The sequence below is a fragment of the Mycolicibacterium parafortuitum genome, from assembly GCF_010725485.1.
In the GTDB taxonomy this organism is placed as follows: Bacteria; Actinomycetota; Actinomycetes; order Mycobacteriales; family Mycobacteriaceae; genus Mycobacterium.
The window spans coordinates 1,867,204-1,880,736 of sequence record NZ_AP022598.1; the positions used below are offsets into that span (position 1 = coordinate 1,867,204).

Consider the following 13,533-nt stretch of genomic DNA (forward strand, 5'->3'; position numbering starts at 1 on the left):
TCCACGCTAAACATCAACGCGCAGAATCACTTTCCCGGACACGTCGCCGGAGGCCAGCAGGTCGTGGGCGGCCTTGGCCTCCGACATCGGGAACTCGGCACCGATCACCGGACGTACCTCGCCGTCCGCAACCAGCGGCCACACGTTCTCGATGACCTCGGCGACGATCTCGCTCTTGCTGCCGGGGCCGTCGACGGGCCGTGAGCGCAGCGCGGTGGCGATCACGGCGCCGCGCTTGGCCAGAAGCTTGCCGATGTTGAGTTCCGCTTTGACGCCGCCCTGCATGCCGATGATCACCAACCGCCCGCCGGTGGCAAGCGCGTCGATGTTGCGGTCGAGGTAGGCCGCCCCCATGATGTCGAGGATCACCCCGGCGCCACCGGCGTCACGGACCACCGAGACGAAGTCCTCGTTGTGGTAGTCGATGGTGATCTCGGCGCCGAGTTCGGCGCACAGATCGAGCTTGTTGCGGGAGCCCGCGGTGACGGCGACCGGACAGCCCAGCGCCCGCGCGACCTGGATGGCGTGGGAACCGATGCCGCTGGCCCCGCCGTGCACGAGGAACAGTTCGGGGGCGGTCAGGCGGGCGGTCATCACCACGTTGGACCAGACGGTGCACGCGACCTCGGGCAATCCCGCGGCGTGATGAAGCGGCACCCCGTCCGGAACCGGCATCACCTGGCCGGCGGGCACCGCGACGTACTCGGCGTAGCCACCGCCGGCCAGCAAAGCGCACACCGGCTGCCCCTCGGTCCAGCCGGTGACCCCGTCGCCGAGCGCGGCGATCGTTCCGGCCGCTTCCAGGCCGAGAACTTCGCTGGCACCGGGCGGCGGGGGATACTTTCCGGCGGCCTGGAGCAGGTCGGCGCGATTCACCCCGGCCGCCACGACCTTGATCAAAATCTCTCCCGATTTGGGGGCGGCGTCTGTCACAGACTGCCAATTGAGCTGGTCAGGGGCCCCCGCCACGATCGCACGCATTCCCATAACGCTACTACGCTGGGGAAAGTCCCTGAGAATTTCCCACCGGCAACACCTTTGCGGCCCTACTATGTGGCCATGGAGGGGATCATCGGGGGGCGCACGGCGAGCGATACGCCGGGGCTCGACATTGCTGAGCAAAGGGCGTGGCAGAACTTTCTGGACGCCGCGCTGAGGTTGTACGCGACCATGAACCGGTCGCTTTCGGACGAACACGGGCTGACGCTGAACGACGTGCGGCTGCTCGACATGCTGGCGAAGTCGCCGACGGGGTCGGCGCGGATGGGGGACGTGGCGGAGACGTTGATGTCGTTGCCCAGCCGGGTGACGCGCCAGATCCATCGGCTGGAGGTGCAGGGGCTCGTGCTGCGCGGAGCCAGCCCGGACGACGGGCGCGGGGTGCTGGCCAGCATCACGCCCGAGGGTAGGACTGCCCTCGCCAAGGCGTTGCAGACGTACGGGTCCGCCGTGCGCGCGCACTTCCTGGACCGGCTGAGCCGGCCGCAGGTCATCGCCATGGGGGAGAACTGCCGGCGGATCAGCGCCGGGCTGAAAGCCGGTGGCCCGGCCGCGAAGATCGGTCGCGTCTAGACTGTCCCGCGGTGGCGTGGCAGAGCGGCCTAATGCACTCGCCTTGAAAGCGAGAGACGGCTAACACCGTCCGGGGGTTCAAATCCCTCCGCCACCGCCAGGGGGCTGGTGTCCCCCGATCGGTGGACACCAGCATCAGCCGATCAACCGCTATGCGCGCGAGGCGATCTCGGCGACCATTGCGCCATGCAGACGAGCGCACCGGTGGCCGGGGCCATCGATTTTGGCACCGATCGCGAGCTCCGGAAGATCTCGGTGGCCGGCTATGTCGGCTCGGCGATCGAGTTCTACGACTTCTTCATCTACGGCACCGCCGCGGCTCTGGTGTTTCCGACGGTGTTCTTTCCCGACCTCGGGCACACCATGGCGATCACGGCGTCGCTGGGCACCTTCGCCGCGGCGTTCGTCGCCCGGCCCGTCGGCGCGGCGGTGTTCGGCCACTTCGGTGACCGGATCAGCCGCAAGCAGATGCTGGTTGCGACGCTGATGCTGATGGGTGTCGCGACCGTCGGCGTCGGCCTGATCCCGAGTACCGCGAGCATCGGGATCGCCGCGCCGCTGCTGCTGCTCACGATGCGGCTGGTGCAGGGTTTCGCCGTCGGAGGTGAGTGGGCCGGGGCAGTGTTGATGAGCGCCGAGAACGCGCCCGCGCGTCGACGCGGCTTCTACGGAATGTTCACCCAGCTCGGGCTCGGCACGTCGCTGGTGATGTCGAACCTGGTGTTCCTGGCCGTGCACGTCGCCGTCGGCGACGGGACCCCGGCGTTCATGCAGTGGGGTTGGCGCATCCCGTTCCTGCTCAGCGGGGTGCTGATCGTGGCGGCGCTGGTCATCCGCCTGAGCATCAAGGACGATGCGGTCGATACCGGATCGTCCTCGCGCTCAGCGCATTCCGGCATCCCGCTGGTGGCGTTGCTGCGCCGCCAGGGCGGGACGGTGCTGCTGGCCGCGGGGGCGGCGATGTGCGCGCCGATGCTGGTGTTCCAGGCGGGGACCTTCATCACCCATTACGCGGCCGACCACATGGAGTACTCGACCAACGTCGTGCTGCTCAACAACGTCGTCGGCGGAATCTGCGCGATCGGGTGCGCGGCGCTGACCGCGATCCTCAGCGACACCCGCGGCAGGCGCCGGGTCATGCTGATCGGCCTTTCGCTGGCCGCGCCGTGGTCGTTCATGGTGATCCCGCTGATCGAGACCAACAACGAGGTGGTGTTCGCGCTGGCGGTGGTGATCACCTACGCGCTGATCGGGACGTGCATGGGGCCGCTCGCGGCGTTCGTGCCGGAGGTGTTCGCCGGCGAGTACCGCTACACCGCGGCCGCGCTGGCACACACCGGCGGGGCGATCATCGGCGGCGCGCTGCCGCCGGTGGTGTCGCCGGTGCTGATGGACACGTTCGGCGGCTGGGTGGTCGCGGTGATGATGGGCGGGCTGGCCGTGATCAGCCTGCTGTGCGCCGCGGCGCTGCCCGAGACCTTGCCGAGGCTGACCGCACCCCGGTGATCACTCCCCGGTGAACTGAGGCGGCCGCTTCTCGAACATCGCCTTGATGCCCTCGGTGAGGTCCTTCGACGGCAGGAACGCCGAGTTCCACGCGGCGACATAGCGCAGGCTGGCCGCGACCTGGGCGGTGCGCTGCTCGTCGAGCACGTCCTTGATGCCGTGCACGGTGTGCGGCGGGTTGGCGGCGATCTCGGCGGCGGTGGCCCGCGCGGCGGCCAGCGACGCGTCGGCATCGGGATAGACGTCGTTGACGAGCCCGATCTTCTCGGCGCGCGCGGCGTCGATGTCCTTGCCCGTCAACGCCAGCTCGCGCAGATGCCCGTCGGACAGGATCAGCGGCAGCCGCGCCAGCGAGCCCACGTCGGCGACGATCGCGAGCTTGACCTCGCGCACCGAGAACTTGGCGTCGGCGCTGGCGTAGCGGATGTCGACGGCCGAGATCAGGTCCACACCGCCGCCGATGCACCAGCCCTGCACCGATGCGATGGTCGGGGTGCGGCAGTCGGCGACCGCGGTGATCGCGTACTGCATCGACTTCAGGCGGGCGTGGAAGTCGGCGCGGGGTTTCGACGAGCCCGCGTCGGCCATCATCGAGCCCAGGGTGTCGCCCATCGCCGCCAGGTCGAGTCCGTAGCTGAAGTTGCGGCCCGAACCGGTCAGCACGATCGCGCGGACCTCGGGATCGGCGTCGAGCTCGTTGAACACGACCGGCAGCTCGGCCCAGAACGCCGGGCCCATCGCGTTGCCCTTGCCCGGCCCGATCAGCGTCACCTGAGCGATGTGGTCGTCGATCTCGACGGTCACCGATTCGTAGTTACCCATGGGTATGCAGGCTAGCCACTCACGGCGGCGAGCCGCCCATCAGGACGTCGCTGACCTTCGCGCTCGGGATGAACTGGCAGGCCGCATCGGCGAGGACCTGCCCGATGAACTCCCCGTCGGGGCCGAGCGGATTGCCCTCCTGGGACAGGATCTCGCGGACCACCGCGACCCGCGTGGCCTCGTCGAGCGCGTTGTACTCCCGGCACGGCATCTGCAGTGAGTTCGCCGGAGCGGGCACCTCGGGCACGTCGGTGTTGCGGGTCGGCAGCGGCAGGTTCGGGATCTGGATGTCCGGCAGGCCCGGGATCAGCGGCTCGCGGGTGCTCGGGCTGCGTTCGGTGGTCAGCGGCGGACCGGGCTCGGTGGTCTGCGCGACGACGCCCTCGGTGGTGCGCCCGCACCCCGTCGCCAGGCCGACGACGATGCCCGCGCCGACCAGTGCTGTGGCGGTCATCCGCGCGTAGGTCTTCACCCCGGCCACGATAGGCGTGCCGAAGGTCACTTGTCCGCGATCCAGCGCCGCGCGAAGTCGAGGAACATGTCGTTCTCCTCCGGGGACGCGATCGTGACCCGCACCCCGTCCTCGCCGTAGGGGCGCACGATGATGCGATTGTTGGCCGCATCGGCGGAGAACTGCTGAGCGCGCCCGACCAGCGGCAGCCACACGAAGTTCGCCTGCGACGGCGGCAGCTCGTAGCCCGCCTCGCGCAGCGCAGCCGACACCCGCACGCGTTCGGCGACGACGGCGTCGGTGCGTTCCAGCAGTTCGTCGGAGGCGTCCAGGCACGCGATCGCGGCGGCCTGGGAGATGGTGGTCGCGGTGAACGGCACGTAGACCTTCGATAGCGCGGCGACGATGTCCGGATCGGCGACGGCGTACCCGATGCGCAGTCCGGCCAGCCCGTAGGCCTTCGAAAACGTGCGCAGCACAACGACGTTCGGATAGCTGCGGACCAGCCCGAAGCTGTCCGGGACGAGGTCGTCGCGGATGTACTCGACGTAGGCCTCGTCGAGCACGACCAGGATGTGCGGCGGCACCGCCGCGACGAACCGGGCCAGCGCGTCGGGGTCGACGACGGTGCTGGTCGGGTTGTTGGGGTTGCACACGAAGATCAGCCGGGTGCGGTCGGTGATCGCGGCGAGCATCGCGTCCAGATCGAAGGTGTGGTCGGTGAGCGGGACCTGCACCGGCGTCGCGCCGGCGGTGCGGACCTGCAGCGGGTAGATCTCGAAGCTGCGCCAGCCGAAGAGCACCTCGTCGCCGACGGTGGAGGTGATCTGGATCAGCTGCTGGCACAGGCTCACGGAGCCGCAGCCCACCGAGATGTTCTCCGGGGCGAAACCGACGTGCTTGGCCAGCCGCTCCTTGAGCTCGACATATCCGTTGTCCGGGTACCGGTTGATGCCTTCGGAGGCCTTGACGATCGCCTCCCGCACGCTGGGCAGTGGGCCGTGCACGGTTTCGTTGCTGGCGATCTTGATGGCGCCGGGCACCGTCTTCCCAGGAGCGTAGGCGGGAAGATCGGCAAGTTCGGGGCGCAGACGGGCGGACACCTGGACAGTTTATGGCCCGCCCGGAGCTGCTTTGCTTCGCACCGTGGGGGCTGTGTACTCTGTCGCAGCGGCGGTAAACGTCGGGAGGCGTGCCAGAGCGGCCGAATGGGACTCACTGCTAATGAGTTGTCCCCCTTACAGGGGACCGGAGGTTCAAATCCTCTCGCCTCCGCGCTTGATGGCCGGCTCGCCGGCGTGCAAGATGGCCGGCTCGCCGGCCCACAACTGAACATGTACGACCACGCGCCCGTAGCTCAACGGATAGAGCATCTGACTACGGATCAGAAGGTTAGGGGTTCGAATCCCTTCGGGCGCACTTTCTACGACTCGAGGCTTGGCCGGTATTCGGCGGCCTCGGCCTCAGCGGCGAGTAACGCGTTGAGCTCGCCCTCCTGCTGGGCAACGAACACCCCGATGACCTGACGGCACACCTCGGGCACGCTCACCCCGCGCACAGCAGCGATGCGGTTCAGCCCGATCAGCATCGACGTGGACACGTGGAACTGCACGGCGAACTGACCGCACGAACCATCCTCAGGCGGCAACCCCGGACCCACCACCACCGGTTCGTCCACCGCGTACTCGCCCATCTCAGCACGCCGGGCCCGCTGCACGGCCCCGCCAGCGGTGCCGCCGTCCTCGCCGCCGGCGGAGGCGCTGAGGTCCTCATGACTGAACAAACCCATCCGCCCACGCTAGACGCCCAGAGTGCAACGCCTCGCTAGCCTGGAACCGTGCGCCTTCTGCTGATCGCTGACACGCATCTGCCAAAACGCGCCAAGGACCTGCCGCCGCAGGTGTGGGATGCCGTCGACGACGCCGATGTCGTGATCCACGCCGGCGACTGGGTGGAACCCGACCTGCTCGACCGCCTCGAGGCCCGCGCCACGCGGCTGGTCGGCTGCTGGGGTAACAACGACGGTCCCGAACTGCGGCGGCGGCTGCCCGAGCGGGCCGATGTGATCCTGGAGGGTCTGCGCTTCACCGTCACGCACGAGACGGGCGCCGCATCCGGGCGCGAGGCGCGGATGGCTCAGCTCTACCCCGACACCGACGTACTGGTGTTCGGCCACAGCCATATTCCGTGGGACACCACCGCGCGCACCGGGCTGCGGCTGCTCAACCCCGGCTCTCCGACCGACCGCAGACGCCAGCCGTACTGCACGTACATGACGGCGGTCGTGCATGCCGGTGCGCTGCGCGACGTGAAGTTGCACCAGCTCGAGCGCCGATGAGCGTTTGCGCGACCGTCGACGACGTCCACCGGATCGCGTCGTCGATGCCGCACGTCACCCGCGTCGAAGGGCCCAAAGCCGGCAACCCGGTGTATCAGGTCGGTGGCAAGTCGTTCGTGTACTTCCGCACGCCGCGCCCCGACGCGTTCGATCCGGACACCGGTGTGCGCTACGACGACGTGATCATCGTCTGGGTGGAGTCCGAGGACGACAAGCGCGCGCTGACCCAGGACCCCGACTCGCCGTTCTTCACCACCCCGCACTTCGACGGTCACCTGTCGGTGCTGGTGCGGGCCAGCCGGCTCGGCGAGATCAGTCTCACCGAACTGCGTGAGCTCATCCAGGACGCGTGGCTGTCGCGGGCGTCGAAGCGCCGCGCCGAGCAGTGGCTCGCCGAGCAGGGCTAACCGGCGTCCGCAGCGCAAATCATGTCGATGTGCTTCTCGGCCCAATTGCCCATCGGCTCAAGCGCTTCCAGCAACTCCCGGCCGGCTGGGGTCATCGAGTACTCCACCCGGGGCGGCACCTCGTGATAGCTCTGCCGGTGTACCACGCCGTAGCACTGCAGATCCTTGAGGTGCTGGGTGAGCATCTTCTGCGAGATGCCGGCCAGGTTGCGGTGCAGCGTGTTGAACCGCACCGGTCCGTCGCTGAGCTCCCACAGGATCAGCGGAACCCATTTGCCCGCAACCACAGCCATTGCCGCATCGAGACCACAGGTGTATTTCCCGAGCATCGTCATATCGTCCCTCGCAGGTCGACGCCAATGGTTTCGTTTTGGTAAGTACCGCACTTCAAAGTGGGTACTTGTCGAGAAGTTCGCGCCTGCTCACGATGATGGCATGAGTTCAGTGACATTCCTAGGTGCCGGCGCGATGGGCTCCGCGCTCGCCGTCGCAGCCGTCGAGGCCGGCTACCGGACCACGGTGTGGAACCGGACGTTCTGCCGCTCAGAAGCTCTGCAGGGCAACGGCATAACCGTGACCAGGCGTATCGACGACGCGATGGCGGATGCCGATGTGGTGGTGGTATGCCTGCTCGATCAAGTGTCGGTCCGCGACGTCCTGTATCCGGTGGCCGGTGCGTTGGCGGGGCGGCACGTGATCAACCTGACGACGACGACCCCCGACGGCGCTCGTGATCTCGCCCGGCGCGCCGCGGACGCCGGGATCAGCTATCTGGACGGCGGCATCATGGCCACCCCGGAGATGATCGGCACCGCCGAGTCGACGCTGTTCTACAGCGGGGCGCGCGCGGTGTTCGACACGCACCGCGACCTTCTCGAAGTATGGGGAACCGCTGAGTATTTCGGTACCGATGCGGGCATGGCCTCGCTCTACGACCTTGCGCTGCTGGCCGCGATGTACACGATGTTCGCCGGCTTCTTCCAGGGCGCGGCGATGCTCGCGCCCGCAGGTGTGTCCGCCACCGAGTTCGCCGCGCGGGCCGTGCCGTGGCTGCAGGCACTCGCACCGGCGGTCGGTGAGTACGCGGCCGTGATCGACGGCGGGGATTACGGCGTGCCCGGCCAACAGAGCCTGCTGTTCAGCGATCTCGGGGACATCAGCGAGACCGCCCGCGCACAAGGGGTCAGCAGCGAGATCGTCGACACCGTGCAGCGGCTCATCCGCCGCCAGGTCGACGCCGGCCGCGGCGCCGACGGATTCGCCCGGGTCTTCGAGAGCATCAGACTCCCCGAGGACGCCGCATGAGCACCGTCACCGTGATCGGACTGGGGCCGATGGGCCGCGGTGGCCGCCGGTCACGGCGAAGACGAGATCAGCCGCCTTGCGGTGGCGCCTCCCGGCTGACCTCGGCATGGTGGGCGCCGCACACGAACAGAGCCAGACGCGCGGGTGTGTCGCCGCCGTTGTGCCACCGGTGCCGGGTGCCGTTCTGTACCACGGTGTCTCCCGGGTGCAGGGTCACCGTCGCGCCGTCGTCGAGTTCGAGCACCACGGTGCCCTCCAGCACGACCTCGAAGTCGACGGTGTCGGTGGTGTGCATGCCCGGATCCTCGGGTTCCATGTAGCCCAGCAGCCCGGGCAGCTGTTCGTCGACCTCGGCCGCGGCGCTCTCGTCGAGGTTCTCCAGGGCCGCGGTGGCCGCCGACCCGCGCGGCGGGATGGTGAACATCGAGAACCGGAAGCCGCCCACCGGCGGGAAGTAGGTGTGCCACTGCGGCATCGACCCGTCGTCAGGGAACCGGGGAGGCTCGTCGCCACCCCACAGCATGGTGAACGCGTAACCGCCGAGCAGGGCGGGTTTGCGGGGTGAGACCCCCTCGTCGCTGGCGAACACGGACTTTCCGGACGCATCGTGTCCGGTGACAACTCGGCGGGTGTCCATTCCGTCAGTCAAGCACCGGACGGGGTGCTGTCGTGGCAGTGTTCGCGATATGGACAGCAAGCCGCCCACCCCGGCCATCGAGGCCGCCCACCGCCGCCACGCGCAGGGCCTGCCGTTCGCCGACACCCGGGATTTCGCCGACGCCGACCGAGGCTTCATCGCCGCGCAGCAGCCGTGTGTCATCACGGCCGCCGACGGCCGCGTGGTGTGGGACAACGACGTCTACGCGTTCCTGTCCGGCGACGCGCCCCCGACCGTGCACCCGAGCCTGTGGCGGCAGTCGATGCTGGTCGCCAAACAGGGTCTCTTCGAAGTCGTCGAGGGCATCTACCAGGTTCGTGGTTTCGACCTGTCGAACATCACCTTCGTCGAGGGTGACACCGGCATCATCGTGATCGATCCGTTGGTGTCCACCGAGGTCGCGGCCGCAGCGATGGCGCTCTATCGGCAGCACCGGGGCGACCGCGAGGTCAGGGCCGTCATTTACACCCACAGCCACGTCGACCATTTCGGCGGTGTGTTGGGCGTGACATCGCAGGCCGACGTCGACGCGGGCAAGGTCGCGGTGCTGGCGCCGGAGGGCTTCACCGCACATGCGGTGCAGGAGAACGTCTATGCCGGCACCGCGATGACCCGCCGTGCGGGGTACATGTACGGCACGGTGCTCGAGCGCGGTCCGCGGGGCCAGGTCGGCTGTGGGCTCGGGCAGACCCCGTCGACAGGGGAGGTCGCGATCATCGTGCCGACCGTCGACATCCGCGAGACGGGGGAGACCCACACGATCGACGGCGTCGAGATCGAGTTCCAGATGGCCCCCGGCACCGAGGCGCCCGCCGAGATGCACTTCTACTTCCCGCGCTTCCGCGCGCTGTGTATGGCCGAGAACGCCACGCACAACCTGCATAACCTGCTGACGCTGCGCGGTGCGCTGGTGCGCGACCCGCACGGGTGGGCCGGGTACCTGACCGAGGCCATCGACACGTTCGCCGACCGCGCCGACGTCGTGTTCGCATCGCACCACTGGCCCACCTGGGGCAAAGAGAACATCGTCGAATTCCTGTCCCTGCAACGGGATCTGTATGCCTACCTGCATGACCAGACATTGCGCCAGCTCAACCAGGGCTACACCGGTATCGAGATCGCCGAGAACTTCGCGATGCCACCTGCGCTGGACAACGCCTGGCATGCGCGCGGCTACTACGGCTCGGTCAGCCACAACGTCAAGGCTGTCTACCAGCGCTACATGGGTTGGTTCGACGGCAACCCCGCCCGGCTGTGGCCGCATCCGCCGGAGGCGATCGGGCCGCGCTATGTCGACGCGATGGGCGGTATCGACCGCGTCGTCGAGCTCGCGCAGAAGGCGTTCGGAGACGGTGACTTCCGCTGGGCGGCAACCCTTCTCGACCATGCGATGTTCACCGACGAGAACCACACCGGTGCCCGGGCGCTCTACGCCGACACCCTCGAGCAGCTGGCCTACGGCTCGGAGACCGCGACGTGGCGCAATTTCTTCCTGGCCGGGGCGACCGAACTGCGCGACGGGAACTTCGGCACCCCGGTGCAGGCGAACTCGACGGCGATGGTGGGCCAGCTGACCCCGGAGCAGATGTTCGACGTACTGGCGATCAGAGTGAACGGTCCGCGCGCATGGGATCTCGACCTCGCCATCGACGTGACCTTCCTCGACACCGCGGTGAATTACCGCCTGACCCTGCGCAACGGGGTGCTGGTGTACCGCAAGACCGTCGCCGACGAAACCAGCGCGCAGGCCACGATCCGGCTGGCCTCCAAGCTTCGGCTGCTGACGCTGGCCGCGGGGGACAACAGCTCACCCGGTCTGGAGATCACCGGGGACGCCGAGGTCCTCACATCGCTGGTGTCGGTGCTCGACAAACCCGACCCGGACTTCAACATCGTCACGCCCTGATCCGCGCGAGCAGACGCAACATCCGGCGTGTTGTCGGCGTGTCGCGCGAGTTTGTGTCTGCTCGCGGACTTCGGCGACTTCGGCGACTTCGGCGACCCCCCGGCCGCGCTAGCCGCCGCCGTCGGCGCGCAGGATCGAGCCGGTGGTGAAGCTCGACGCGTCCGACATCAGAAACAGTGCGGCGCCGACGATCTCGTCGGGCCGGCCGGCGCGCTGCAGCGCACTGTGGCGGAACGGGTTATCGGTGCCCTCGAAGTTCCACGCGTCGCTGATGTCGGTCAGGAACGGTCCGGGCATCAGCGTGTTGACGCGGACCTCGGGTCCGAACGCCAAAGCCAGTCCCTCGGTCATCGCGTTCAGGCCGGCCTTCGACGCGGCGTACGGGATGAACGACGGTTGCGGGCGCAGTGACCCGTGGGTGCTGACGTTGATGATCGCGCCGCTGCCCGCGGCTTTCATCCGTTCCCCGATCAGCGCCGACAGGCGGAACGGCCCCTTCAAGTTCAGGTTCACCACCGCATCGAACAGCTTCTCGGTGACCGACGACAGCGAGTCGTACAGCGGCGACATGCCTGCGTTGTTGACCAGCACGTCGACCTTGCCGAACCGCTCATAGGAGGCGTCCACCAGGCCGTCGAGCTCGTCCCAGTGTCCGACGTGCACCTGGTACGGGAACGCGGCCCGGCCGGTCTCCGCGGTGATCTGCTCGGCGGTCGACACGCACGCGTCGTACTTGCGGCTGGCGATGATCACGTCGGCGCCGCAGCGTGCTGCCGCGAACGCCATCTCCCGCCCCAGCCCGCGGCTGCCGCCGGTGATCAGCACCACCCGGTCCGTCAGGTCGAACAGCTGGTCGGCGAATCCGGTCATGGGCCATATGGTGTCACGGTGCAATTGCTTCTGGTCCGACATGCGCTGCCGCTGCGGAGCGAGCCCGGACAGGGTTCGGATCCCAGCTTGTCCCCCGAGGGTGTCGAGCAGGCGAAACGGCTGCCCGACGCGTTGTCCCGCTTCCCGATCACCCGGCTGGTGAGCAGCCCGCAGGTGCGGGCGATCGAGACCGGCCAACCCGTCGCCGACAAGCTCGGGCTGACCATCGAGGTCGACGAGCGGCTCGCCGAGTACGACCGCGACCTGCCGCACTACATCCCGATCGAGCAGATCGCGAAGGAGAACCCGCAGGAGCTGCAGCGCCTCATCGACGGGCATCTGCCGAGCAGTGTCGACGAGGACGTGTTCAAGGAACGGATCTGGGCGGGCATCACCGACATCGTCGAGTCCGCGGACCGCGACGACACCGTGGCCGTGTTCAGCCACGGCGGTGTGATCAACGTCCTGCTGCATCAGATTCTCGGCACCGAGCGGCTGCTGTCGTTCCAGGTTGACTACGCGTCGGTGACGCGGCTGCTGGGGTCGTCGCGGACCGGGCGCCTCGGAGTGGCCGGAGTCAACGGCACCGAACACGTATGGGATCTCCTGCCGCGCAACCACAGGTGGTAGACAGAACGCCGTGACTGAGCTCGAAGGCCTCGATCTTGCCGCCCTGGACCGCCACCTCCGTGAGGTCGGAGTGCCCCGCAGCGGGGATCTGCGCGCCGAGCTCATCGCAGGTGGACGCTCCAATCTGACCTTCCTGGTGGCCGACGACGCGTCCGAATGGGTGCTGCGCAGGCCGCCGCTGCACGGGCTGACGCCGTCGGCGCACGACATGGCCCGCGAGTACCGGGTGGTGGCCGCGCTGGCGGGCACCGCGGTGCCGGTGGCCCGCGCGGTGACGATGAGCAACGACGACTCCGTACTCGGCGCCCCGTTCCAGATGGTCGAGCGGGTCCGTGGCCGGGTGGTTCGCCACGCCCCGGAGCTGGCCGCGCTCGGCGACCAGAACACGATCAACGCCACCGTCGACGCACTGATCCAGGTGCTGGCCGATCTGCACGAAGTGGACCCCGAGTCCGTCGGGCTGGGGGATTTCGGCAAGGCCGACGGCTACCTGGAACGCCAGGTCCGGCGCTGGGGATCGCAGTGGGATCTGGTCAAGCGCGAGGACGACCCCGCCGACGCCGACGTCCGGAAGCTGCACCAGCGGTTGGCGGAGTCCGTGCCCGCGCAGTACCGCGCCGCGATCGTGCACGGCGACTACCGCATCGACAACACGATCCTCGACGAACACGACCCGACGAAGGTCGCCGCGGTGCTGGACTGGGAGATGTCGACACTCGGTGACCCGCTCAGCGATGCGGCGCTGATGTGCGTGTACCGGCTGCCGGTGTTCAACGCCGTGCACGACGACGCCGCGTGGGCGTGCGATCTGATGCCGCCGACCGAGGACCTCGCGCAGCGTTACGCGCTGGCCAGCGGTAAGCCGCTGGACCACTGGGACTTCTACATGGCGCTGGGCTACTTCAAGATCGCGATCATCGCGGCGGGAATCGCCTACCGGGCCCGCGCCGGCGGCGGCGTCGCGGAAGGCACCGACGAGGTCGACCGGGCGGTGCGACCGTTCATCGCGGCCGGGCTGCAAGCCCTTTCCTGATCTTGTAGGTTTCACCGCAGGTCATCGGTGGGTAG

Annotated in this window: 16 protein-coding genes and 3 tRNA genes; 11 read left to right on the top strand and 8 right to left on the bottom strand. The window is 68.3% G+C overall.

The genetic code is table 11. The annotated features are described in order from the left end of the window. Positions 1-6: 6 nt before the first annotated feature. Positions 7-981, bottom strand: coding sequence for an NAD(P)H-quinone oxidoreductase (locus NTM_RS08770; RefSeq protein WP_163766059.1), 975 nt, complete (start codon positions 979-981; stop codon positions 7-9). 78 nt (positions 982-1,059) lie between these two features. Here NTM_RS08770 and NTM_RS08775 point away from each other — a divergent pair, with 78 nt between their 5' ends. From NTM_RS08775 to NTM_RS08785, 3 genes are all read left to right on the top strand, one after another. After that, positions 1,060-1,572, top strand: coding sequence for a MarR family winged helix-turn-helix transcriptional regulator (locus NTM_RS08775; RefSeq protein WP_163766060.1), 513 nt, complete (start codon positions 1,060-1,062; stop codon positions 1,570-1,572). 10 nt (positions 1,573-1,582) lie between these two features. Then, positions 1,583-1,672, top strand: a tRNA-Ser gene (locus NTM_RS08780). A gap of 86 nt (positions 1,673-1,758) precedes the next feature. Next, complete coding sequence (locus tag NTM_RS08785; protein ID WP_163766061.1) at positions 1,759-3,078, top strand: MFS transporter; 1,320 nt, start codon at positions 1,759-1,761, stop codon at positions 3,076-3,078. On the opposite strand, the gene NTM_RS08790 is transcribed toward NTM_RS08785, so the two are convergent. The 3 genes from NTM_RS08790 to hisC are packed head-to-tail and all read right to left on the bottom strand — an operon-like array spanning position 3,079 to position 5,454. Continuing rightward, positions 3,079-3,900 carry a crotonase/enoyl-CoA hydratase family protein gene (locus NTM_RS08790; RefSeq protein WP_163766062.1) on the bottom strand — a complete coding sequence of 274 codons (822 nt, stop codon included), beginning with the start codon at positions 3,898-3,900 and terminating at the stop codon, positions 3,079-3,081. It lies immediately after the preceding gene. 19 nt (positions 3,901-3,919) lie between these two features. After that, entirely contained in the window at positions 3,920-4,354 is a 435-nt protein-coding gene (locus NTM_RS08795) for a hypothetical protein (protein WP_083142989.1), read from the bottom strand. A 44-nt stretch (positions 4,355-4,398) separates the two neighbouring features. Beyond that, positions 4,399-5,454, bottom strand: a complete 1,056-nt coding sequence (gene hisC, locus NTM_RS08800) for a histidinol-phosphate transaminase (RefSeq protein WP_104862781.1) — start codon at positions 5,452-5,454, stop codon at positions 4,399-4,401. A gap of 83 nt (positions 5,455-5,537) precedes the next feature. Between hisC and NTM_RS08805 the strand changes: the two genes are divergently transcribed. After that, positions 5,538-5,626, top strand: a tRNA-Ser gene (locus tag NTM_RS08805). 71 nt (positions 5,627-5,697) lie between these two features. After that, a tRNA-Arg gene (locus NTM_RS08810) sits at positions 5,698-5,770 on the top strand. Positions 5,771-5,774: 4 nt separating this feature from the next. Here NTM_RS08810 and NTM_RS08815 read toward each other — a convergent pair. Further along, the gene (locus tag NTM_RS08815) at positions 5,775-6,140 is read right to left on the bottom strand and encodes a hypothetical protein (RefSeq protein WP_104862780.1); all 366 of its coding nucleotides are present in this window, start codon (positions 6,138-6,140) and stop codon (positions 5,775-5,777) included. A gap of 48 nt (positions 6,141-6,188) precedes the next feature. Between NTM_RS08815 and NTM_RS08820 the strand changes: the two genes are divergently transcribed. Continuing rightward, a complete protein-coding gene (locus tag NTM_RS08820; RefSeq protein ID WP_163766063.1) occupies positions 6,189-6,689 on the top strand; it encodes a metallophosphoesterase family protein in 501 nt (166 codons plus the stop codon). After that, entirely contained in the window at positions 6,686-7,096 is a 411-nt protein-coding gene (locus tag NTM_RS08825; RefSeq protein ID WP_163766064.1) for an MmcQ/YjbR family DNA-binding protein, read from the top strand. Before NTM_RS08820 ends, NTM_RS08825 begins: the two co-directional genes overlap by 4 nt. Here the strand turns inward: NTM_RS08825 and NTM_RS08830 are convergent. Next, entirely contained in the window at positions 7,093-7,431 is a 339-nt protein-coding gene (locus NTM_RS08830) for a winged helix-turn-helix transcriptional regulator (RefSeq protein ID WP_163766065.1), read from the bottom strand. The two genes, NTM_RS08825 and NTM_RS08830, sit on opposite strands and share 4 nt — an antisense overlap. Positions 7,432-7,531: 100 nt before the next feature. Here NTM_RS08830 and NTM_RS08835 point away from each other — a divergent pair, with 100 nt between their 5' ends. Beyond that, positions 7,532-8,401, top strand: coding sequence for an NAD(P)-dependent oxidoreductase (locus tag NTM_RS08835; RefSeq protein ID WP_163766066.1), 870 nt, complete (start codon positions 7,532-7,534; stop codon positions 8,399-8,401). 67 nt (positions 8,402-8,468) lie between these two features. Here the strand turns inward: NTM_RS08835 and NTM_RS08840 are convergent, their stop codons facing one another. Then, a complete protein-coding gene (locus NTM_RS08840) occupies positions 8,469-9,038 on the bottom strand; it encodes a cupin domain-containing protein (RefSeq protein WP_163766067.1) in 570 nt (189 codons plus the stop codon). A gap of 49 nt (positions 9,039-9,087) precedes the next feature. Between NTM_RS08840 and NTM_RS08845 the strand changes: the two genes are divergently transcribed. Then, positions 9,088-10,965 (top strand): alkyl/aryl-sulfatase, encoded by a 1,878-nt coding sequence (locus NTM_RS08845; RefSeq protein WP_163766068.1) that lies wholly within the window; start codon positions 9,088-9,090, stop codon positions 10,963-10,965. 108 nt (positions 10,966-11,073) lie between these two features. Here NTM_RS08845 and NTM_RS08850 read toward each other — a convergent pair whose 3' ends face one another. Then, a complete protein-coding gene (locus tag NTM_RS08850) occupies positions 11,074-11,835 on the bottom strand; it encodes an SDR family NAD(P)-dependent oxidoreductase (protein ID WP_163766069.1) in 762 nt (253 codons plus the stop codon). An 18-nt stretch (positions 11,836-11,853) separates the two neighbouring features. On the opposite strand from NTM_RS08850, the gene NTM_RS08855 reads away from it, so the two are divergent. Both NTM_RS08855 and NTM_RS08860 read left to right on the top strand, forming a co-directional pair. Then, positions 11,854-12,465 carry a histidine phosphatase family protein gene (locus NTM_RS08855; RefSeq protein ID WP_104862772.1) on the top strand — a complete coding sequence of 204 codons (612 nt, stop codon included), beginning with the start codon at positions 11,854-11,856 and terminating at the stop codon, positions 12,463-12,465. Between the two features lie 10 nt (positions 12,466-12,475). Continuing rightward, positions 12,476-13,498, top strand: a complete 1,023-nt coding sequence (locus tag NTM_RS08860; RefSeq protein ID WP_163766070.1) for a phosphotransferase family protein — start codon at positions 12,476-12,478, stop codon at positions 13,496-13,498. Positions 13,499-13,533: the final 35 nt, after the last annotated feature.

Coding starts and splice junctions, on each gene's coding strand:
- NTM_RS08770 (WP_163766059.1), bottom strand. CDS start 981: ATGCGTGCGATCGTGGCGGGGGCCCCTGACCAGCTCAATTGGCAGTCT.
- NTM_RS08775 (WP_163766060.1), top strand. CDS start 1,060: ATGGAGGGGATCATCGGGGGGCGCACGGCGAGCGATACGCCGGGGCTC.
- NTM_RS08785 (WP_163766061.1), top strand. CDS start 1,759: ATGCAGACGAGCGCACCGGTGGCCGGGGCCATCGATTTTGGCACCGAT.
- NTM_RS08790 (WP_163766062.1), bottom strand. CDS start 3,900: ATGGGTAACTACGAATCGGTGACCGTCGAGATCGACGACCACATCGCT.
- NTM_RS08795 (WP_083142989.1), bottom strand. CDS start 4,354: ATGACCGCCACAGCACTGGTCGGCGCGGGCATCGTCGTCGGCCTGGCG.
- NTM_RS08815 (WP_104862780.1), bottom strand. CDS start 6,140: ATGGGTTTGTTCAGTCATGAGGACCTCAGCGCCTCCGCCGGCGGCGAG.
- NTM_RS08825 (WP_163766064.1), top strand. CDS start 6,686: ATGAGCGTTTGCGCGACCGTCGACGACGTCCACCGGATCGCGTCGTCG.
- NTM_RS08830 (WP_163766065.1), bottom strand. CDS start 7,431: ATGACGATGCTCGGGAAATACACCTGTGGTCTCGATGCGGCAATGGCT.
- NTM_RS08835 (WP_163766066.1), top strand. CDS start 7,532: ATGAGTTCAGTGACATTCCTAGGTGCCGGCGCGATGGGCTCCGCGCTC.
- NTM_RS08840 (WP_163766067.1), bottom strand. CDS start 9,038: ATGGACACCCGCCGAGTTGTCACCGGACACGATGCGTCCGGAAAGTCC.
- NTM_RS08845 (WP_163766068.1), top strand. CDS start 9,088: ATGGACAGCAAGCCGCCCACCCCGGCCATCGAGGCCGCCCACCGCCGC.
- NTM_RS08850 (WP_163766069.1), bottom strand. CDS start 11,835: ATGACCGGATTCGCCGACCAGCTGTTCGACCTGACGGACCGGGTGGTG.